We start from the raw sequence: 19,772 nt of genomic DNA on the forward strand, positions 1-19,772 counted from the left end.
GAGTCGGGCGGTGTTTCCGGGCAGAGGGCGGTCGGTCACGGGTCCGCCCTTCTGCTTGTGGCGGCGTCAGAAGCCCACGGCGCCCCAGGAGTGAGCCGTGTAGTCGCCCGGCCCGAATTCCCAGCCGGCCATGACGCTGTTGAGGTAGTGGTCGCCGGTGTAGAAACCCCTGTTCTGGCCGTAGTTGAAGAACGGAGTGAGGCTGCCGGACCACCAGCCGGACTTGTTCCTGTCCAGGAAGCTGAGGGTGTGGCCGCCGTTGCTCCAGGTGTACTCGTAGATGTCCCAGGTGCGGCCGCCCAGGCTGACGTTGGTCGCTGCCGGGATCGCGTTGCCGTTCGCGTCGTAGTGGTCGGCCAGCGGCTTGGTGTTGTACCAGTTGAGCCAGATCATCAGCTCGGTCTTGGAGTTGCGGTCGGTCGGCGCGGGGTAGGGGTCGATGAAGATGTCGTACGTGGCGTCGTAGTACGAGCCGGACTTCGGGTAGGCCGACTGGCTGAACCAGGTGTTGTTGTCGGGGCTGACGTCGCGGATCTTCTTGGGGAGCGTGGTCACCGGGGACGACCAGCCCCAGTCCTTGCCGTTGACCATGGCGACGAAGCCGGTGCCGGTCGAGGAGTTCACACCCCAGTTGTTGTCGTCGCTGTACCAGGTCGAGGCGTTGCCGCCGGTCGCGTAGTGCTTGAACCAGTACGTCGATGAGTCTGCCGCTGCCGGGTTCGGCAACGTGAGAACGAGAGCCAGAGCCGCGAGAAGCGCGGCCCAGCCGAAGCGGAATTTCATCTGCCCTCCGGAATGTGTGCTGAGTGGGGGGATCACACAGGAGAGGAGAAGTCGGTCGTCCTGCCTGGCGGCAGGGCCACGTCGGTCTCCCCTTCGGGACGGCGGGGGCGGATCGCGGTGACCGGGAGCCGGACCTCACACCGGGTCGCCGTAGAGGACTCCGCGCCCGTTGGTCCCGAAGTAGACGCGACCGTAGATCCGTGGGTCTCCGGTCATGGTGTTGCCGGTCCAGGCGTACTGGTGGCGGTCGTCGTTGATGCGGGTCCAGGTCCGGCCCGTGTCGTCGGACCGGAAGATGCCGCGCACGCCGCGGATCTTGGAGCTGGTGTAGACGGCGGGGTATGCGGCACCGGGTGCGGCCTTGCCGAATCCGACGACGTCGCCCTCGTCCACCGCCTCGAACCTGGTGAAGGACGTTCCGGAGTCGGTCGACCGCCACAGCCCGTACGGTGTGGGGGTGGTGGGCTTGGTGGTGCCGCCGGCCAGCCAGATGTCGCCCTCGTGGCCCGGGACCGGCTTGAACCGGACGTTGCCCGCGGTGGGCAGACCGGTGGCCGCCGTGGCCTTGAAGCTCTTGCCGCCGTCCGTGCTGAGGTAGAAGACGCCGGAGTCGTAGGCGTAGAACTTCGCCGGGTTCACGCGGTCCGCGCGTACGGGGGCGCCGGCCGGCAGCCCCTGCGAAGCGGTCCAGGTCGCTCCGTGGTCGTCGGACCAGTTGACCGGCGCACCGGCCGGTGACCAGACGATCCGCCTTCCGTCGGCGCTGATGGCGACGGCCTGGTCGTCGGCTCCGGGCCCGGTGACGCCGGACGGCTCACTGCCCGACGGCTTCCAGGTGCCGCCGCTGTCCATGGAGATGGCGAAGTGCTGGGTCCAGCCGCTGGTGGGATTGCCGACCCGCACGATGGTGTGCGGTGCCAGCTCCGCGTAGTCCAGTGCCGGGGTGGCGCCGAAGGTCGGGCTGTCGTACATCTTCGTCGCTTTGTGCAGATCCGTGTGGCGGAAGCCGCCGACATCGCCCACGCCGGAGAAGAGGTGCGCCGGGCCGACGGGTGGGCTGATCACGCAGCCGATCGAGCACTCCTCCAGGCCCTGGGCCCGCACGGACAGGTGTACCGTGCCGCCGCTGTCCCAGTCGGTCAGGTTGTCGGCGCCGTAGATCGTCGCGCCGGTGCCGTACATGAAGTGGTCGGAGTCGAAGGGGTCGATCTGGACGGACTCCATCATCCAGCCCAGCTTGGGGGCCATCTCGGGCAGTGACGGGGAGGCGTTCCAGGTCAGCCAGGGGGCGGCGGAGATGTCGATGTCGTAGCGCAGGGTGCGCTCGGAATTCGGGCCCAGGTCCCACGCGCGGGTCCAGCTCGCGCCGCCGTCGGTGGAGCGGAAGAGGATGCAGTCGGGGGACCACTTGACCTGGGTGGACACCATCAGGGTGTCCGGGTTCTGCCGGTCGATGGTCAGGCCGCTGTATCCGTAGGTGTCGTCGTCGCTGGTGGAGGGGACCGGGCTGATGCGGGTCCAGGTGTCGGTGGCGGTGTCCAGCTTCCACACGTCTCCCTTGGAGCCGTCGTAGGGTCCTGCGGTGTTGCTGGTCGCCAGGTACAGAAAGCCGCCGACATGGTCGAAGACCGCATGGTGCGGGATGAAGCCGGTCGGCTGTCCGGGGACGCGTTCCCAGGTCCCTCCCGCGTCGGTCGACCGGTACAGGATGTTGTCCTTGTCGGCCACGGTGACGTAGAGGGTCCGGGTGGCCCTGCCCGCTCTGCCGGTGCGCTTGTCGAAGACGACTTGCAGCACGCCCAGGTTGTCGCCGTTGTAGCCGCCCGTGTCGGTGGGGTCAGGCACGAAGTTGCCCGCGTTGGGGAAGCTGGTCACCCTCGCGAACGTCTTGCCGTAGTCGGTGCTGCGCCACAGCCCATGGCCCCCGCGCACTCCCAGGTACAGGATCCTGTTGCGGCTGGGGTCGACCACCAGCCGCTCGCCGATGCCCCGGCCGGGCATATTGCCGCCCAGTCGGAACGGCAGGGGAGTTGTCTTCCAGGTGCGGCCGCGGTCGGTCGAGCGCAGGACCGCCGCCATGGTCGGGTCCCAGTCGGGGAGGGTGTAGGTGCCCGCCGCCAGGTAGACGCGGTCGGGGTCGACCTCGTCGGTGGCGATGCTGATGATGCCGGTGTGTCCGTACTCGTCCCAGCCGATCCAGTCGGTGAGGGGGTTCCACCGTCTGGACTTCGTGTCGAGGCGGTAGGCGCCGCCGATGTCCGTCCGGGCGTACACCAGTCCGGGTTCGCGCTGGTTGAAGACGATGCCGGTGACGAAGCCGCCACCGACTATCTCGGCGTTGCGGAAGGCGTAGGGCGCGCGTCGGACCTTGCCGACCGCGCGGGCGGAGGCGGCGGACGCCGCGGCGGGAGCGGACAGGGGGAGTGCGGCCGCGGCCGTGCCGGCGGCTGTTCGCAGGACGGCTCGGCGGTTCATCTCGAGGCTCATGTCGTTGCGGCCCTTCGTGTTCGTGGATCCGACGGGCGGGCGGGCCGACGCTGAGTCGTCCGGCGGCCTGACGTCGGGAGGGCGGGAGAATCCGAGTCGATGCGCTTCGACATTTCGGTGACAGTAGGGCCGTGTTACGGACGCGACAACGGGCCGTCAGGTCACATTCCGGTAACGGACATGGTCGAGGTGACAGGGAGCGCCGCCCTTCCTGCAGCTTGTCCCCAGTGTTCATCTGGGCGACGCCAAGCTGGACAGGCGACTCGTGATGGCTTGACGACATGTGATTGACACACAACTCAGCGTCATGCCAATGTCGAAGCGCTTCGACCAGCGACCGTGCGATGGAGGAAAGCCGTACGTCGCGCGGGCCCGCCGTCGCCCACGCCTTCCCCTTCGACCTCCACCAAGGGACATCCCAGGTGACTACCGCCGCCACAGGCCCCGAGCCGCCCGTCACCGACCTGCCGTTCCGTGACCCCGCGCTGCCCCTCGCACGGCGAATCGACGATCTGCTCGCCCGTCTGACGCTGGATGAGCGCATCGGGCTGCTCTACCAGTACTCACCAGGAGCCCCGCGCCTCGGACTGGCCCCCTTCAAGACCGGCACCGAAGGGCTGCACGGCGTGTCCTGGCGGGGGCCGGCCACCGTGTTCCCGCAGGCGATAGGCCTGGGAGCCACCTGGGACGAGGAACTGCTGCGTGAGGTCGCCACGGCCGTCGGCACCGAGGTCCGTGCCTTCCACCAGCGCCCCGCCGTCGACGGCCACCGGCACAGCCTCCAGGTCTGGGCTCCCGTGGTGAACCTGCTGCGCGACCCCCGCTGGGGCCGCAACGAGGAGGGGTACGCGGAGGATGCGGTGCTCACCGGCCGGCTCTCCGTCAGCTTCTGCCGCGGGCTGGCCGGGGACCATCCGATCTACCTGCGGACCGCACCACTGCTCAAGCACTTCCTCGCCTACAACTACGAGAACGAGCGCGACGTCACCTCCTCCGTGGTGCCGCCCAGGGTGCTGCACGAATACGACCTCGCCGCCTTCCGCCCGGCGATCGCGTCCGGCGCCGCCACCGGCGTCATGCCGGCCTACAACCTCGTCAACGGCCGCCCCTGCCATGTCAGCCCACTGATCGAGACCGAGGTACGGCGCTGGGCCGAGCCCACCGGCCACGAGCTCTTCGTCTGCAGCGACGCCACCGCCGTGACCAACCTGGCCGAATCGCAGGCCTGCTTTGCGACCGGAGACACCACCAAGGGCCTGGTCATCCCCACCCGGTTCAACGGCGACGTGCTGGCTGAGATGGAAGCCAAGTACGCCGACGGCAGCGGCGCCGGCCCGGCGTCCTGGACGACGTACCAGGAGTACGGATCCTCGTTCGTTCCGGACGCCGCGGGCAACACCATCACCATGACGCCCGACTTCCTCAAAGCGATCAACGACGGCGTGCCCGTCACGCTCACCTTCTCCTACTGGAGTGGCGCCAAGACGACGTACACCGTCACCAAGTCGGGCACCACGGTCACCGGCTCGACCGCCTGACCTCAACCCCCTCCGCAGGACCATGGCCCGGCTCACGAAGTCATCCGCATCGAGCCCGGGGCGCGCACGCGGTGCGCGTGCGCGCCGCGCCCGACGCGCTCGTCCAGGACCTCGACAGGGCCTTGGACGCACCCCCAGAGGCTCAGTGTTCGCGGTGCTCGCCCTGCTCTGGGGGCTGACCTCACGCGGGCACGAGCCCGCGTACCGCCGCTCCAGCCGCCTCTACGTCACCGGCACCGCCGTCTGCGCCGTCATCCTCGTGGTTGGCTCTGCTGCTCGCCGGCGTCGGAGCAACGCGAAGGCGCGTGACATCACCGTGCTGCCCTCCGGGCACGACGCGGGGGTGATTGCGACGAACCGGTCGTGGCCATCGACTGGCAAAGGGCGCGCTCCACTACGGCGAGAAGACCTGAATCCTCCTCGCCGCCGGTACTACTGGGCCAGTCTTCGTACCCGGCCCGCGGGTGCAGGTATGCCCTGGCCTGGTCAGAAGTGGTGGCTTGCAGGGACAGGGGCCGAAGGAGGGTTTCCCTACGGGTTCCGGTCTGGAGTGCGCGTTAAGCCGTCGGCGCGGGGCGCCCCCGGCGGGTGAAGCGGCCCCGAGCCGGTCTCCGGCTGCACCGCGATGCCGGCCTCCTCCGAGCCGAAGACCGTGAGGTCTTCCCGCTTCGCTCGCCCCGTGGCATGCCGGGCCCGCTCATCGACGCGGGCGTAAGGTCGAGGAGTGAGCGGTAGCGGTGCCTGTCCCCGGATGCGGCTGGCCGAGCTTGTCGCCGCGCTGTCCCTGGGCGTCGACCTGGGCTTCGGCCAGCCGATGGAGCATGTCCTGCGCCAGTGCCTGATCGCCCTGCGGCTGTCCGAGCGGATCGGCCTGGGCGACGAGGAGCGCCTGGCCGTGTACTACACGGCGCTGCTGGTGAACGTGGGCTGCCACTCCGACGCCCACGAGCAGGCCAAGTGGTTCGGCGACGACATCGCCCTGAAGTCCGGCAAGTACCGGCACGAGCAGCGCAGCCTCGCGGCCGCGGCGTCGGCGCTGCGTCTGATCGGCTCGGGGAACCCGCCGCTGCACCGGTTCCGGGTCGGGCTGGAGTTCACCCTGGGCGGGTTCCGTGAGGTGGAGACGATGATCGCCGGCCACGCTGCTCTGGCCGCCGCATTGGCTCGCCGGCTCAGCCTGCCCAAGGACGTCCAGCAGGCGGTGGGAGCCGCCTACGAGCAGTGGGACGGGCGTGGCTGGCCCGGGGAGCTCAAGGGGGAGGACGTTCCGGTGGCCTCCCGTCTGGCCCAGCTGGCGGAGTTCACCGAGGTCGCGCACCGTCTGGGCGGCGTGGACGCCGCCTTGGAGCTGGCCCGCGGCCGGGCGGGCGGGCAGTTCGATCCCACGATCGCCGCGGCGCTGTGCCAGGCGCCGGAGGCCGTGCTGGGTGATCTGGACGCGGCGCGTACATGGGAGGCGGTCATCGCCGCCGAGCCGGCGCTGGGGATGTGGCTGAGCGAGGAGCAGTTCGACGAGGCGCTGCTGGCGGTGGCCGACTTCGTCGACCTGAAGTCGCCGTACACAGCGGGCCACGCCCGGGCGGTGGCGGCGCTGGTCGATGCCGCCGCCCCGCAGTCGGGCCTGAACGAGGACGAGCGGCTGGAACTGCACCGGGCCGCCCTGGTGCACGGGCTCGGACGCCTCGGCGTGTCGAACGCGATCTGGGACAAGCCCGGCCCGCTCGGCACAGGAGAACGCGAACGGGTACGCCTCCAGCCCTATCTCACGGAGCGGATGCTGCGCCAGTCGGCGACGCTGGCGCCGCTCGGTGCCATCGCCGTGCAGCACCGGGAGCGGCTGGACGGCTCCGGCTATCCCCGTGGACTCACTGCCCCGGCGATCTCCCGGCAGGCCCGCATACTCGGAGCCGCGGACGCCTACCAGTCCATGATCGAGCCGCGACCGCACCGTGAAGCACTGACGGCTGCTCAGGCCGCGGCGGAGTTGCGCGCCGAGGTGGCGGCCGGCCGGCTCGACGGCGGGGCCGTGGCGGCGGTGCTCACCGCGGCCGGCCACCGCGTCGCCCGCCGCCCGCCCGGTCCGGCCGGTCTGACCGGCCGCGAGGTGGACGTGCTGCGGCTGCTGGCCCGGGGCTGCTCCAGCCGGGAGATCGCGAGCCGTCTGGTCATCTCGCCCAAGACGGCCCGCAACCACATCGAGCACATCTACGCCAAGATCGGGGCGTCCACCCGGGCCGCCGCATGCCTGTTCGCCATGCAGCACGGCCTGCTGCCCCAGATGGACGACGCCGCCTGACCGTGAGGAAAGATGGGGCAACCGCCCCATGCGGCAGCGCCCACCGCAGCCGTAGCGTCGATCTCGGCATCCGGGACATGGGCCCGGGGGTGAGGAATCGAGGCAGCCATGAGCATCCACAAAGCGTTCTTCGCGCTGACCTACGACCGTCAGATTGCCAGGGCCGAGGCGGCGGGCCTGCGGGATTCGCGCCGCCGCCTGGTCGCCGACGCCGCCGGCGAGGTGCTGGAGATCGGCGCCGGGACGGGGGCCAACCTCGAACTCTACGGCCCGGGCGTGGCCGCCCTGACCGTCACCGAGCCGGAGCCTGCCATGGTCCGCCGACTCGAACGCCATGTCCGGGAGCGGGCACCGCACGCCACCGTGCTCCGGGCACCCGCCGAGGACCTGCCCTTCGAGGACGACAGCTTCGACGTGGTCGTCTCCACCCTCGTGCTGTGCGGCGTCGCCGACCAGCATCGGGCGCTGCGCCAGATCGGCCGCGTGCTGCGACCGGGCGGACGGCTGCTCTTCATGGAGCACGTGCGCTCCGAGGACCCGAAGCTCGCACGCACGCAGGACCGCCTCAACTGGCTGAACCGCCTCGTGGTCTGCTGCGAGTGCAACCGGCCGACGCTGGATTCGATCAAGGCGGCCGGTTTCGAGGTCGGGCACCTCGAACGCGGTGTGCTGCCCAAGGCACCCCCGTTCGTCCGCCCGATGATCCTGGGTACGGCGCGGTGGCCGCAGGCAGCGCGCGCCGACACCCCGGACCTGCACCAGGCCGTAGAGACCTGAGCCAGGCCGACAGGCCGGTGGACGCGATGCCGCTGTGTGGGCGCAGGGCCCCTCGGGCTCTCAGCGGTACGCCGGTGGACGGACAGCCGGCGCGTTGATCCGCTCGGTGCCGACGAAGATGGTCCACGGCTCGATGTTGAGGGTCCTGGGGATTCCGGGAGCGTCAGCGGCAACCTCCACCGGCCGAAGCGACACCACCGTGGACTGCATCGGGTCTTGTGCACATCGGCCTCATCAGCATTCGCAGCTGCGCAGAGTCCCGCCGCTTCTACGACCGGAAGAGAGCCGAAGGCAAACGGCAAACCCAGGCCGTGCCGGCCCTTGCCCGCCGACGGGCGAATGTCCTGTCTGCCGCCCTGCTTCGGGATAGCGAAGTCGACCTCCCATCGCATGTTTCTGATCTGGTCGAGAGCCGGTGTCTGGGGCCGCTTGACGAAGCCGTGCTGCACCGCCTCGACGATGCCGGCCTCGTCGACATCACCCGAAAAGGGGGCGAACACACAGGCCCAAGCCCGTGGACCGGGGCAGGCCGGGTTCCAAGATGCACATCCTGTCGGACGCGAACGGACTGCCCCTCCTCGTCCCTTGTCGGCACGAAGACGCTGGGGCTTGAAGTACCGGCCGTGGTGGGGGTCGTGTCTCGTTTGGTGACCTGCCACCCTGGGCTTCAGCCCTTCGCTGTCGTCGGTGTTGCCGGCCGAGACAGCTGACAAACGCCTCATCCGCCTCACCACGTAGGACACCGTCTGAAGTCAGGAAAGCGGCTCCTGCAACGCTGGTCAGAGGGTGCCTTGTTCGCAGATGCGGCGGGCGACCTCGCGCAGTTTGACGTTCTTCTCTTGGGAGTAGCGGCGCAGGGCGTCGAAGGCTTGCTCTTCGGTGAGATGGTGGGCGCCCATGAGGATGCCCATGGCTTCGCCGATGGTGTGGCGGGTGGCTACGGCTTGTTCCATCTGGGCGTGGGTGCGGGCGCTGGAGAAGGCGACCGCGGCGTGAGAGGCAAGCAGCAGACCGGCCGTCTCACTGGTGGCGGTGAACGCTCCGGGTTCGCGGGAGTAGAGGTTCAGGGCGCCGAGGTCTCGGTCCTCGGTGAACAGCAGGAAGCCCATCATGCTGCCCACTCCGAGCTTGTGGGCCAGGGGGGCGTAGGCGGGCCACCGCTGCTCCTCGGCGGTGAGGTCGGCGATGCGGTAGACCCGCTCGCCCTGCGAGTTGCGAGCGACGTCGAAACAGGGGCCTTGTGACAGACGTTCCTGGAGCCGGTGGCTGTCGGTGACCAACTCGTGGGTAGGGGCGAGGGTCTCGACCTTCGTGCCGTGCAGCACGAGGATGCCTGCCGCGTCGCAGCCGTCGACCAACTCGGTGGCCGAAGCGGTGATTCGTTCCAGTGTGGCGGCCACCGAATCCTGAGCCAGCAGATTCCGTGCCATTGACGCCATCTGCTGCGCGAACCGTTCCCAGTCCACCGTGTTCTTCCTCTCTCGTCTCGCCCGGTTCAATCTCATACCCGACCTTCCCGTGACCTTGTTGTGACATGGGTAACGGTTCAGGCCATGGGCGACACCTGGTCCCGCAGGCCGAGGGGGGCGTCCTGGGGCCGGTCTCATCGAGCGCTGTAATACCTGATGGCTCATCACATGGCGGGAGACCACTCGGTATTGGAAATGAGCAGGGTTCGTTCCACGGTGACCAAGGGCATGGAGCCGCTGCTCGACCACGCGCGCGCCCTTCTCTGCCCCAGGGCGGCTTCCTGCATTGCGCTGGTCGGCCGAGTGCAACACGTTCAACAAGTAGGTTACGGCTCTACGGCATGGGTGCGTCCGAAGCCAGGAAGACTCTGGATGTGGGCCTGCTGTATGCCCTTCGCGGGCTTCGAGCGCTCCCGGGGGAATCATGACATCTATCGAGTCTGATGGCTTTTGCTTCTACTGCCCGATCGAACCTGCAGTTCATCCCGAGGCTGCGCAGGTTGACGAAGCAGCGCGGCGCTGGGCAAAAGAGCTGGGGATCGGGTCAGGTAGGCGACAGGAGACGAGCGACTACGGCCAGATGGTGTGCCGCTGGGCTCCTGATGGGGACCGGGAACTGCTCGACCTGGCGACGCGCCACGCGTACGTGACCTTCGCACTGGATGACCTGCTTTTCGACAGTGGGCCAATCTGCCGGAATCCTGACCAAGTGTCCTTACTGACCGGTCGGCTGGTTCGCTCCTTGACGTCACCCGAGGCGGAGCCGCCGCCGAGCGGTTTCCCCCAACTCGACCGTGCGGTCGCCGCGCAACGTGCGTGCTCCGCGGAGATCAGAGCCAAGTGCCAGCCGGACACCGTGCGGAGATGGATCGACTCGATGGTCGAGTGGTACGTGGGGGCGCTGTCGGTGGTGGCGCACCGGCAGATGGGCAAGGTGCTGGGCTTCCGTGACTATTTGAACCTCGGCTATATGGACCGGGCCATCCGGTATTGCGTGGTGGTGATCCAGATCGCGGAAGGGACAGCGCTGCCGAACGCCGAGTTGGAGTCGCCGCTGGTGCGGGCGGTGACGGAAGCAGCGTATCTACTCGTGACCGTGGACAGCGATCTGTACTCGTACAAGAAGGAGGCGTTGGAGGGGACGCTGGAGATGAACGTCGTGTCGGCTCTGATGCAGGAGGGGCACTCGGCCGAGTACCCCGTGCGGAGAGCTTTCGAGCTCCGGAACATGGTGATGGGGCTCTTTATGCAGCTGATCCGACAGGCAGGAGCGGGTGCGAGCGCTGAGCTGTCGCGATACCTGAGGCAACTTGAGCACCTGGTGCGAGGAAACCTGGACTGGGGGCTCCGAGCGCCTCGGTATGACGTGCAAGGAGACGCCGTGCCGTTTCGGCTCGTTGCCGCCCCGCGGCCAAACCCTTTGGTGCCATCGACACTGCCGGAAATCGCATGGTGGTGGGAATTGATCGCCTGACCCCGCAACGCGTACCGGTGATCCTCGACGGCCTGGACCAGGCGGTGGACGATGCCGTAGTTACACGGATGAGGACGTGCGCGACGGCCGCGCGGCGTACCGGGCGAGCGTACCGATCAGCCGAACCTGTGCGTCAGCCGACAGCTGCTCGGGCGCAACCATCCGGTGGTCTGGCGTGTCCATGAAGTGTGCTGACGATACCTAGAATATGGCGGACGGCGGCGGCCGCCGCTTTAACGACTGCCGCTCTGACAATCGCAACTCCGGCCGCGCACGCCGCCGGAACGACGCTCGTCCTGGATGCCCAGGAGAACTACTACCTTCCCACCGAGGGCGAGGGCCCGAACCTGGACCTCGGCATCACCGCCTCGGGCGGGGCCGCCCATGACGTCTCCGTCGTGGTCGACGCGTCGTCCCTCGCCGGGAAGGCGACGATGGTGGTCACGGGGGACTGCGTGAGCACCGGTGCCCTCAAGGTCAAGTGCGAGGTGGGCCCGCTGTCGGGCAAGGAGTCGATCGACCCGTTCTTCCTGAAGCCCACCGCGGCCGCCAAGGCGGGCGACACCGGCGCCATCACCTACACCGCCACCGCCTCCGACGCTCCTACCGTGAAGGGGAAGACGGACGTTCTGGTCGGCGGCCCGAAGCTGGTCCGCCGGCCCTATCCGGCGCTGAAGGGCATCGCGCCCGGCGCCGTCTTCGAGCGCACCCCGGCTTTCGCCAACACCGGCACAGCCCCCGCCGACAAGGGCGTCATGCTGCTGGTGCAGGACTCTGACGGCGTCTCGCTCGCCCGTGACCACTCGAACTGCCACTACTCGGACCACGCCGACGTCGGCGCCTGGTGCCGGTTCGACACCCCGGTCGTGCCCGGCTCGGCGTATGAGACCAACGCGCCGCTGCGCTACACCGCCGCCACGGACACCATGTACGGCTACAACACCTACGTCGTATGGCCGGTCGGCGGCACCGCGCCCGACTCCTTCGACCCGTCCGACTTCCCCAAGACCGGCACCGGCGCGCCGCTCGGCCTGAAGTCCGTGGCCTCCGGCTCCGGCTTCACCGGCTCCGGGTACGGCACCTTCGCCACCACCCAGCACGCCGACTACGAGGCGCTCGGTGACACAGTCGAGGGCAAGGTCGGCGACACGGTGAGCATCACCGTGGGCGTGCAGAACACCGGGCCGGGCAGGATGGACTTCCGGTGGATGGACGCCGACAACTCCGGCACCTTCGTGGTGACCCCGCCCGCCGGCACCACCATCACCGGCGCCCCCGGCCCCGGCGAGCAGGGTGACCCCGGGCCGCTGTGGAACTGCACACCGCGCAAGGCAGGAGCGAAGAGCTACACCTGCGACATCGGCAGCACCGATTTCCGGCCGGGCGACTCCGTGACCCAGGAGTTCACGGTGCGGATCGACCGGATCGTCCCCGGCGCGCGGGGCAGCGTGAAGGCGGTGGAGAACCCTGACTACCCCAACCGTGACGACGACGCGGCGAACGACACCGCGGCGATCACGGTGAAGGCCACCGGCTCGGCGACGTCCAGCCCGTCGCCCAGTGCCTCCACGTCGCCGTCGGCCACGGCCACCGCGAGCCCGTCCAGCTCCGGGGCGGGAACCGGGAACGGGGCGACGACTGGCGGCGGGCTCGCAGCCACGGGCGCGGACGGAGTCCTGCTGCGGGCGGGCACCGCCTTCCTGCTGGTGGCGGGCGGCGCGTTGGTGTTCCTGGCGGCGCGGAAGTTGCGGCCGCAGCGCCGATAAGGCCCGCCAGGCTGTCGCGCTCGCCACCGAAGTGGGAACGCACGGGGGAAACGGCGTCGGACAAGGGTCGGCCGACCCAGCCGCTGACGCCCGGACCGGCATCCCGGTAACCTCGCGAACCGCATTTCGTCGGTAGCCCCAGAACCCGGCCGTGGGCGCACCGTCGCCATCCGGCACGGCGCGTCCACGAACGCGGCGTCGGCGAAACCCGCGCCTGCGGCACCGGCGTCTGCGTCGCCGTCACCCTGCACACTGCAGCTGCGGCCGGCACCTACACCGTAGACATGCCCGGCGGGAAACTCCGCGTCGACGCCCTCGCCGACGGCTCCATGCAACTGATCGGTCCCGCCGCGATCGTCGCGTCCGGCACCGTATGCCTGGAGCCCGACGCGTCACCCCCGCCGCCGTGGTCATCGCAGCAACCCGTCGGTCTCGCAGGCACGTTCAGCCAGTTCAGCGAGCTGCCTCGACAATGGCAGCATGGGGGTTGGTGATCGGCGTCGGGGGGCTGGGATGGGAAAGCGCAAGGGCAAGCGCCGGTGGCGGCCGTTGAGCGCGCATGAACAAGAGATGCTGATGCGTCGCGAGCAGCAAGGGGCTGAGTGGCGTCGTCGCTACCTGGACCTCGAGCGGCGTCTGCGGTGGCAGCAGTCGAAGCGGTTTTTCATCTGGAAGCTTGTGGGAGTCGCCGTAGGGTGCGTGCTTGCTGGCGTCATGCACGCTCTCGGACGCATATGAGGCCCCACTGCGGCTACAGGTGCGGAACTTCACTGCGTTCGACGAGCTGGAGGGCCGATCTGGAAGGGCGGTAGGCCCACGGTCTTTTGAGGAGGGAAAAGAACCCGTCGGTTTCCGGTCTCCGGCGACTCCACGGTGGACGCGGCGATCTGCGACGGCGACCTCGTCACGGTCAAGTGAGAAGAGGCCGAGCACGGGTCGGCAGCTGAACCCGGCGGGCGGCTCCGCCTGCTGCAGACGCTGGTCGGGGCGCATCAGCACAGGGAGCGGAACGGCAGATCGGGCAGATATTGCCGCCATTGCTGCGGTGTGAGGGCGTTGTGGGTGGTGACGCAGATTCGTTGGACGGCTACCCCGACGCTGACGCGCGTCAGCTGAAGGGTGCGGTCGTCGGCGACGGTTGCAAGGACACGCCCGTCTGGGCTGAACGCCGTGTCGTTGACGGGTCCGCCGTGACCGGTCAGGGCCGAGCCGATGGCCGTGGCGTGTTCCGGATGAGATACGTCCCACAGGCGCACGGTCCGGTCGTCGCCACCGGTGGCCAGGACACGCCCGTCTGGGCTGAAGGTGAGGGAGTCGACGAAGCTGGAATGGCCGGTGAGCGGCTGGCCCGCCCGTGCGAAGTGGGCAGGATCGGTGACGTTCCACAGTCGTACGGTGTGGTCGGCGCTCGCGGTGGCGAGGGTATGGCCGTCCGGGCTGAATGCTGCGGCGCGAATGCCGCCGCTGTCGGTCTGTACGGCCGGCCGGAACAGCCGGGGCCGTGCCGGATTCGCCGTGTTCCACAGACGCAGCGTGTCATCGGAGCCCGCGCTGGCCAGAACGTGTCCGTCCGGGCTGAACGCCAGGGCCTCGACGCTGTCCGTATGGCCCTGCAGGACGCTCAGAGCACGAGCACGCCCCGGGTCGGTGACGTTCCACAGTCGTACGGTGCGGTCGGCGCTCGCGGTGGCCAGCACGCGACCGTTCGGACTGAATACCACGCGCATGACAGGGCCCTTGTGGCCGCCCAGCACCGGTAGGCGCCTGGCGCGCCGAGGGTCGGCGACGTCCCACAGGCGCACGGCGCCGTCCGCTCCGGACGTGGCCAGCACGCGGCCGTTCGGGCTGAAGTCCACACTGGAGACGGTGCCCTTGGTGCCCGCCAGCGCAGCCAGTGCTCTGGGAAGCGCGGGATCGGTGACATCCCAGAGCTTCGTGCTCTGGTCGGTGCCTCCGGTGGCCAGAAGATGACCACTGGAGCTGAAGGCGACGGCGTCGAGGGAACTTGGGGTAGCCAGACGAGTACCGGGAAGATGCCACAGTCGTACCGTGTGATCGCGGGAGGCACTGGCGAGCGTGCGTCCGTCAGGGCTGAAGGCCAGCCAGTAAACGTAGTCGGTGTGACCGGACAGCGGTTCGCCGAGGGCCGACGGATGCCTGGGGTCGGTGACGTTCCACAGCCGTATGGTGTGGTCGGCTCCGGCGGTGGCGAGGGTCTGTCCGTCGGGGCTGAACGCCGCGGCGTAGATGGAATCGGTGTGACCGGTCAGCGCAGGTCCCAGGGTGGTGGCGTGCGCGGGGCGGGACACATCCCAGAGGCGTACCGTGTGGTCATTGCTGACACTGGCGAGTGTGCGTCCGTCAGGGCTGAAGGCGACCGCGTAGACCGTGTCCTTGTGGCCCTTCATCGGAGCGCCGAGAGGCTTGGGGTCGGCTGGGTCCGCGATGTCCCAAAGGTGGATGGTGTGGTCGTGGCCGGCGCTGGCGAGCACGCGCCCCCTCGGGCTGAACGTCGCCGAGGCGACCGCCCCCACATGGCCGGTCAAGGCGTGACCGATGGGCGTGGCGTGCGCGGGGTCGGACACGTTCCACAGCCGTAGCGTGTGGTCGTAGCTCGCGGTGGCGAGGATGCGGCCGTCGGCGCTGAACGACACGGAGAACACGTAACTGGTGTGGCCCCTCAGGGGCGGTCCCCACACCGCGGGATGAACGGGATCGGTGACGTTCCACAGCCGTACCGCCCGGTCGCGGCCCGCGGCAGCCAGAGTGCGGCCGTCGGGGCTGAAGGCCAACCAGTACACCCAACCGATGTGGTCCCTGAGGGGTTTGCCGAGTGCTCTGGGGTGGGCGGAGTCGGTGACGTCCCACAGGCGCACGGTGCCGTCGGCGCCCGCGGTGGCCAGGGTGCGCCGGTCAGGGCTGTAGGCCACGGCGAAAACCGTGTCGGTGTGGCCGGTCAGCGTGGTGGCGAGGGGTACGTTCTCGGTGCTGAGGAGTCTGGTGTAGAGCTCGGGTGAGGGCCGCAGCCGGTAGGCGGCCAGGCTGAGACGTGCGGCCAGCGAGGTGTCGTTGCTCTCCACCTGCTCGGACCGGGCCGTGATCTCGCGGGATATGGCGACATCACGCTCCGCCCGTGCGGCGCCGCGCTGCTGGAACGCGACGACGGCGGCTGTCGAGGCCAGTACCGCCAGGACCGCCAGTACGGCGACTGCTGCTCGGCGCAGGTGACCGGCCCGGCGTTGCTGCCGGAGGGACGCCGTGAGGAAGTCCTGGACTCGTTCGCCGAGAAGGAGGTCGCCGCGGTGACGTTCGGCCCATTCGGCAGCTGTGGCCAGCTGACTGCCGCGGTAGAGCAGGCCCGGATCCTTGTGCTCGCGCTCCCAGGTGGTTGCGGCTTCCGTCAACCGCTGATGGGTGAGCAGTCCTGCCCGGTCCTCGTTCAGCCAGCCGGCCAGCCGCGGCCACGCTTGGAGCAGTGCCTCGTGGGTGATCTCGACGGTGTCGGTGTCCAGTGTGACGAGGCGGGCCTGGGCCAGCGCGTCCAGAACCGTCTGGGTGCCGGGGTGAGCGAGGGAGTCCAATTCGGCGCGCGCGACGCGTCGTTTGGTGTCGTCGGCCCCCTCGCCGAGGACGACGAGCCGCAGGAAGGTGGCGCGGGCCAGGCGCTGTTGCGAAGGCGTCAGGCCGGCGAAGACGGTTTCGGCCGTCTGGGCGAGAGCATGCCGGATACCGCCGGCGGCTTCGTAACCGGCCAGGGTGAGGGTGTTGCCGCGTCGGCGCCGCCAGGTCTCGCGCAAGGCGTGCGAGACCAGCGGCAGGGCGTTGGGCTGTCCGGTGGCATCGGCGACGACGCGGGCCAGCAGCGGGGTTTCGACAGTGCAATCGGCCTGTACGGCGGGTTGGCTGATGGCTCGGCGCAGTTCGTCGGTGGTCATCGGGCCGACAAGCAACTGGGCGTCGCGCAGCGCCTCGACCAGCTCCGGGTGTTCGGAACAGCGGGCGTAGAAGTCGGCCCGGACGCCGACCACGACGCGGGTGCGGCTGTTGGCGGCCTGGGCTGCCGTGGTCAGTGCCTCGATGAATGCGGCCCGTTCCCGTGTGCTGGTGCAGAGAGTGAAGACCTCCTCGAACTGGTCCACCACCAATAGGAGTTCGCTGTCTTCGGGCCGGTCGGCGAGGATCTGCAGAACGGTCATGTGCAGGGCGCGGGGCTTTTCTCGTAGCTCCTCGGACAGGGCGGTGGCTGATCCGCCGCTCAGCGCGGCCAGTCGGGCGGCGCATTCCTCCAGCGGGTGGGGGCCTGGGACGAGCAGTACCCTGCGCCATTCGCCTTTCCCCTCTGTGATGGCATCGGCCCTGGGCAGCAGGCCGGCCCGCAACAGCGACGACTTGCCCGAACCGGAGGCTCCGAACACCGCGAGGAAGCGATGGTCACGGACGCGGCTGACCAGGTCGGCGGTGAGGCGTTCGCGTCCGAAGAACCGTTCGGCGTCTTGCGGCTGAAACGCCGCGAGCCCCGCGTACGGGCTCCGGCGTTCGTCGTCGGGGGGCTCGGAGAGCGCCTCGGCCGGCTTGTCGGCCGCCAGTTCCGCGGCGGTCGACCGCCATCGTGCCTCCCATGTGGCCGGATCACCGTCGCAGGCCCGTACGTAGGCGAGGGTGACGGCCAGGCTCGGCAGTTTCCGCCCTGCGGCGGCGTCCGCGAGGGTCGTGGACGAGTAATGAGCCCGGCGGGCCAACTCACGGTAGGGCGGACTTCCTGCCTCAGCGCGTAATCGCCGCAGGTCGGCCGCGAAGACTGTCAGCACGCCATCGTCGTCCGCCAACGGACGCTCGGCTCGCGGCACCTCGTACCTCCCCGAGATCAACAAACCCGACTCATTGTCCGGAGCTTGTTGTCCGGCATCCAACCCCCGATTCCGGACAACGAAATGGCAGTACAAACGAGGGCACCGGCGGACTGCGGTCTCCGCTGCGCCGGCTCACCCATCGCCGTTCGGACGACCGGACGGCAGCAGGATCGGGAACTCCAGAAAGGACCATCGGTGAAGAAAGTCGTCACTATCGCGTCTGGTGTGCTCACCACAGCGCTGGCAGTCGTGGCGTCAGGTGCAGGCGCAGCCGGCGCGAACACGGGTGCAGTAGCGGGTGCGAGCATCGGCCTTGCCGCATCCCAGCGGGCCTGGAAGCCGGCGAGCTCCAATGCCGCTGTCCCGCTCGCCGTGGTCAACCTCGGCCTGAGTACCAAGCAGGCCCGGGGAGTGCAGTGCTGGGCGCACAACAACGACTGGGGCTACAACGGCCCGTACGACGGGCTGCTGGGGACGAACAGCTGGATGGCATTGCAGCGCTACCTCACGTTCAACAGGTACTACAAGGGGCCGATAGACGGGATCGTCGGCAGCGGCACGGTCACAGGGTTCCAACAGCTCTTGAAGGACTGGGACCTCTACGGCGGACCGATCGACGGAATCGCGGGATCGGGAACCGAGGCAGCGTTCAGCAAGTGGGCCGACGAAATGTGGGAGGGAGACTGTTCGAGCTGACTCTTGCTGCACGCCGATCTGATGGCCCGAAGTCACCGAGAGGATGTCTCGTGCGAAGCACACGAACGGCGCGGACCACACGCAGGAAGCTCGCTGTCGGTTCCTCCTTGGGCGCCGCGGCACTTGTCCTGACCACCATGGCGACGGCAGACACTGCCGAGGCCGCAGACTGCCCGTCCGGGGCGCTGTGTGCCTACACCTCGACGTACGAATTCGGATCACGTGGGGCGGTCTACGAGGACAACACGGATCTCACCGGGTTTTCCCAGTTCCGTGGGGCCGAGTCTCTGTGGAATGCCGGTACCTCATGCAATGTACGGGTCTACAGCGAGCGCAACTACACGGGCCACTACTGGACACTGGCCCGCGGCACGGGGATGTACTCGCTCAACGACGTGGCCGACAACCCCGAATGGGGCACGGCTCTGTACCACCATGTCTACTCAAACAACTGGTGCGTATGAGGCGAGCCCGCGCACGGCTCGCGGCGATTGCTGCCACCGCCGCCGTGTTCACGGCCGGCTGTTCGTTCGCGGGTAGCGGCGGCCGAGGGCAAGTGCCGTTCGATCCGCGGCCGCTGTCCGCCGTCCTTGTCACTTCCGTGGCGGACACCGCTCGTTTGCGAGACCACGAGGAGTCCGCCGTCGCTGATTGCATGGCACGCCGCGGATTCAGTTACGCGCCAGGGCGAACCACGGTGAGCGAGCGTGCGGTGACCACCAATCCGTACGGTCTGCTGCGTGAGAAGCAGGCACGCCAGGACGGTTACGGCGTGGTGGGCGAGATCCTCAGCGGGACGGGCAGCCATGCTCCGCCGGCCGCTCACCACTCCACTGGCTGGACAAAGGCGCTGGAGGGCACGCACGTGGAGAAACTCACTCTTTCGACCGGAGTGGTTCTGACCTACCGGCCCGACGGGTGCGCCTACCAGGGCCGGGAAGCAGCCTACGGGTCGGGCTGGAACCGGCTTGAGAATGAACTGGAGGGCTTGCAGGCGACCGTGATGGACCAGGTCGAAAAAGACGGCCGGTATATCAACGCGCTGGCCAAATGGTCCTCATGCATGCGGAAGTCAGGCTATTCGTACGACGACCTGCAGGCACCGAGACAAGAGTTGGCCCGCGACATGGAGTCGACCGGCCGCAGCGACAGAGCACTACGCAGCCTCGGCCGCAAAGAGTTGCGCATCGCGTCCGACGACTACGACTGCGAGCGCAAAGTACGCCTTCACGAGACGGTGTACGAAGCCCAACGGGACGCGGAAAAATCCACGCTCAACGACTCGGCCCAAGCCGACCTTCGGCGCTACCAGACGTTGAAGCGGAAGGCATTAGGGCGGCCAAATGGAAGCACATCCACATTCCCTGCCCCCAAGTCCCGACAGGGGCGGCGCGCCTCGTGGGGCTGATCTTCGACACACGTGCGTATGTGCCGGACTGTTGGCCGCCCCTGCAGGGCCTCGGATGACGAACCCCAAGCGCGACGGCCCTGACACCAGTCATGCGCCTCCGCACCCTCGGCTGCCTGACGAAAAGGGTCACCCGACAGCTCGCGAAAGGTGATCCCACTTTCCGGTCCGCCTGAGGTACCGACCAAATCTCACCAAAGGAGAGAGATGCTGATCCGCTCACGCCTG

The 19,772-nt window shown here is 68.6% G+C and carries 12 protein-coding genes and 4 pseudogenes; 11 read left to right on the top strand and 5 right to left on the bottom strand.

Going from position 1 to position 19,772, the window contains the following annotated elements:
• Positions 1 to 66: 66 nt before the first annotated feature.
• Both ABD355_RS42975 and ABD355_RS42980 read right to left on the bottom strand, forming a co-directional pair.
• Positions 67 to 783 carry a GH12 family glycosyl hydrolase domain-containing protein gene (locus ABD355_RS42975; protein ID WP_344406783.1) on the bottom strand — a complete coding sequence of 239 codons (717 nt, stop codon included), beginning with the start codon at positions 781 to 783 and terminating at the stop codon, positions 67 to 69.
• A 135-nt stretch (positions 784 to 918) separates the two neighbouring features.
• Positions 919 to 3,270: a xyloglucanase gene (locus ABD355_RS42980; protein ID WP_344406784.1), complete on the bottom strand. Its 2,352-nt coding sequence runs from the start codon at positions 3,268 to 3,270 to the stop codon at positions 919 to 921.
• Positions 3,271 to 3,692: 422 nt separating this feature from the next.
• Here ABD355_RS42980 and ABD355_RS42985 point away from each other — a divergent pair, with 422 nt between their 5' ends.
• The 5 genes and pseudogenes from ABD355_RS42985 to ABD355_RS43005 form a co-directional block, all read left to right on the top strand.
• A complete protein-coding gene (locus ABD355_RS42985) occupies positions 3,693 to 4,808 on the top strand; it encodes a glycoside hydrolase family 3 N-terminal domain-containing protein (protein ID WP_425585867.1) in 1,116 nt (371 codons plus the stop codon).
• A 724-nt stretch (positions 4,809 to 5,532) separates the two neighbouring features.
• Entirely contained in the window at positions 5,533 to 7,104 is a 1,572-nt protein-coding gene (locus tag ABD355_RS42995; RefSeq protein WP_344406786.1) for an HD domain-containing phosphohydrolase, read from the top strand.
• A 108-nt stretch (positions 7,105 to 7,212) separates the two neighbouring features.
• Complete coding sequence (locus ABD355_RS43000; RefSeq protein ID WP_344406787.1) at positions 7,213 to 7,881, top strand: class I SAM-dependent methyltransferase; 669 nt, start codon at positions 7,213 to 7,215, stop codon at positions 7,879 to 7,881.
• A 144-nt stretch (positions 7,882 to 8,025) separates the two neighbouring features.
• A pseudogene (locus tag ABD355_RS44845) lies at positions 8,026 to 8,249 on the top strand (IS110 family transposase); the annotation flags it as partial.
• Positions 8,230 to 8,464 (top strand): annotated as a pseudogene (locus ABD355_RS43005) (IS5/IS1182 family transposase); the annotation flags it as partial. The pseudogenes ABD355_RS44845 and ABD355_RS43005, both read left to right, overlap by 20 nt.
• 1 nt (position 8,465) lies before the next feature.
• On the opposite strand, the pseudogene ABD355_RS43010 reads toward ABD355_RS43005, so the two are convergent.
• A pseudogene (locus ABD355_RS43010) lies at positions 8,466 to 8,585 on the bottom strand (IS5/IS1182 family transposase); the annotation flags it as partial.
• Between the two features lie 75 nt (positions 8,586 to 8,660).
• On the bottom strand, positions 8,661 to 9,347 hold the full coding sequence (locus ABD355_RS43015; protein WP_344406788.1) for a GAF and ANTAR domain-containing protein: 687 nt from the start codon (positions 9,345 to 9,347) through the stop codon (positions 8,661 to 8,663).
• Between the two features lie 427 nt (positions 9,348 to 9,774).
• On the opposite strand from ABD355_RS43015, the gene ABD355_RS43020 reads away from it, so the two are divergent.
• From ABD355_RS43020 to ABD355_RS43030, 3 genes and pseudogenes are all read left to right on the top strand, one after another.
• A complete protein-coding gene (locus tag ABD355_RS43020) occupies positions 9,775 to 10,824 on the top strand; it encodes a terpene synthase family protein (RefSeq protein WP_344406790.1) in 1,050 nt (349 codons plus the stop codon).
• Positions 10,825 to 11,012: 188 nt separating this feature from the next.
• Positions 11,013 to 12,590 carry a hypothetical protein gene (locus tag ABD355_RS43025; protein ID WP_344406792.1) on the top strand — a complete coding sequence of 526 codons (1,578 nt, stop codon included), beginning with the start codon at positions 11,013 to 11,015 and terminating at the stop codon, positions 12,588 to 12,590.
• 185 nt (positions 12,591 to 12,775) lie between these two features.
• Positions 12,776 to 13,084 (top strand): annotated as a pseudogene (locus ABD355_RS43030) (hypothetical protein); the annotation flags it as partial.
• 498 nt (positions 13,085 to 13,582) lie between these two features.
• Here the strand turns inward: ABD355_RS43030 and ABD355_RS43035 are convergent.
• Entirely contained in the window at positions 13,583 to 17,398 is a 3,816-nt protein-coding gene (locus ABD355_RS43035) for an nSTAND1 domain-containing NTPase (RefSeq protein WP_344406794.1), read from the bottom strand.
• A 237-nt stretch (positions 17,399 to 17,635) separates the two neighbouring features.
• Between ABD355_RS43035 and ABD355_RS43040 the strand changes: the two genes are divergently transcribed.
• The 3 genes from ABD355_RS43040 (at position 17,636) to ABD355_RS43050 (ending at position 19,544) form a co-directional block, all read left to right on the top strand.
• On the top strand, positions 17,636 to 18,136 hold the full coding sequence (locus ABD355_RS43040; protein WP_344406795.1) for a peptidoglycan-binding domain-containing protein: 501 nt from the start codon (positions 17,636 to 17,638) through the stop codon (positions 18,134 to 18,136).
• A 137-nt stretch (positions 18,137 to 18,273) separates the two neighbouring features.
• Positions 18,274 to 18,600 (top strand): peptidase inhibitor family I36 protein, encoded by a 327-nt coding sequence (locus ABD355_RS43045; RefSeq protein WP_344406796.1) that lies wholly within the window; start codon positions 18,274 to 18,276, stop codon positions 18,598 to 18,600.
• Between the two features lie 233 nt (positions 18,601 to 18,833).
• On the top strand, positions 18,834 to 19,544 hold the full coding sequence (locus tag ABD355_RS43050) for a hypothetical protein (RefSeq protein WP_344406797.1): 711 nt from the start codon (positions 18,834 to 18,836) through the stop codon (positions 19,542 to 19,544).
• Positions 19,545 to 19,772 lie beyond the last annotated feature (228 nt).

The organism is Streptomyces longisporus (assembly GCF_039532765.1).
GTDB lineage: Bacteria > Actinomycetota > Actinomycetes > Streptomycetales > Streptomycetaceae > Streptomyces > Streptomyces longisporus.

Excerpts from the sequence above, each read along its gene's own strand:
- ABD355_RS42975 (WP_344406783.1), bottom strand. The coding sequence starts at position 783 with ATGAAATTCCGCTTCGGCTGGGCCGCGCTTCTCGCGGCTCTGGCTCTC.
- ABD355_RS43045 (WP_344406796.1), top strand. The coding sequence starts at position 18,274 with ATGGCGACGGCAGACACTGCCGAGGCCGCAGACTGCCCGTCCGGGGCG.
- ABD355_RS42980 (WP_344406784.1), bottom strand. The coding sequence starts at position 3,270 with ATGAGCCTCGAGATGAACCGCCGAGCCGTCCTGCGAACAGCCGCCGGC.
- ABD355_RS43020 (WP_344406790.1), top strand. The coding sequence starts at position 9,775 with ATGACATCTATCGAGTCTGATGGCTTTTGCTTCTACTGCCCGATCGAA.
- ABD355_RS43000 (WP_344406787.1), top strand. The coding sequence starts at position 7,213 with ATGAGCATCCACAAAGCGTTCTTCGCGCTGACCTACGACCGTCAGATT.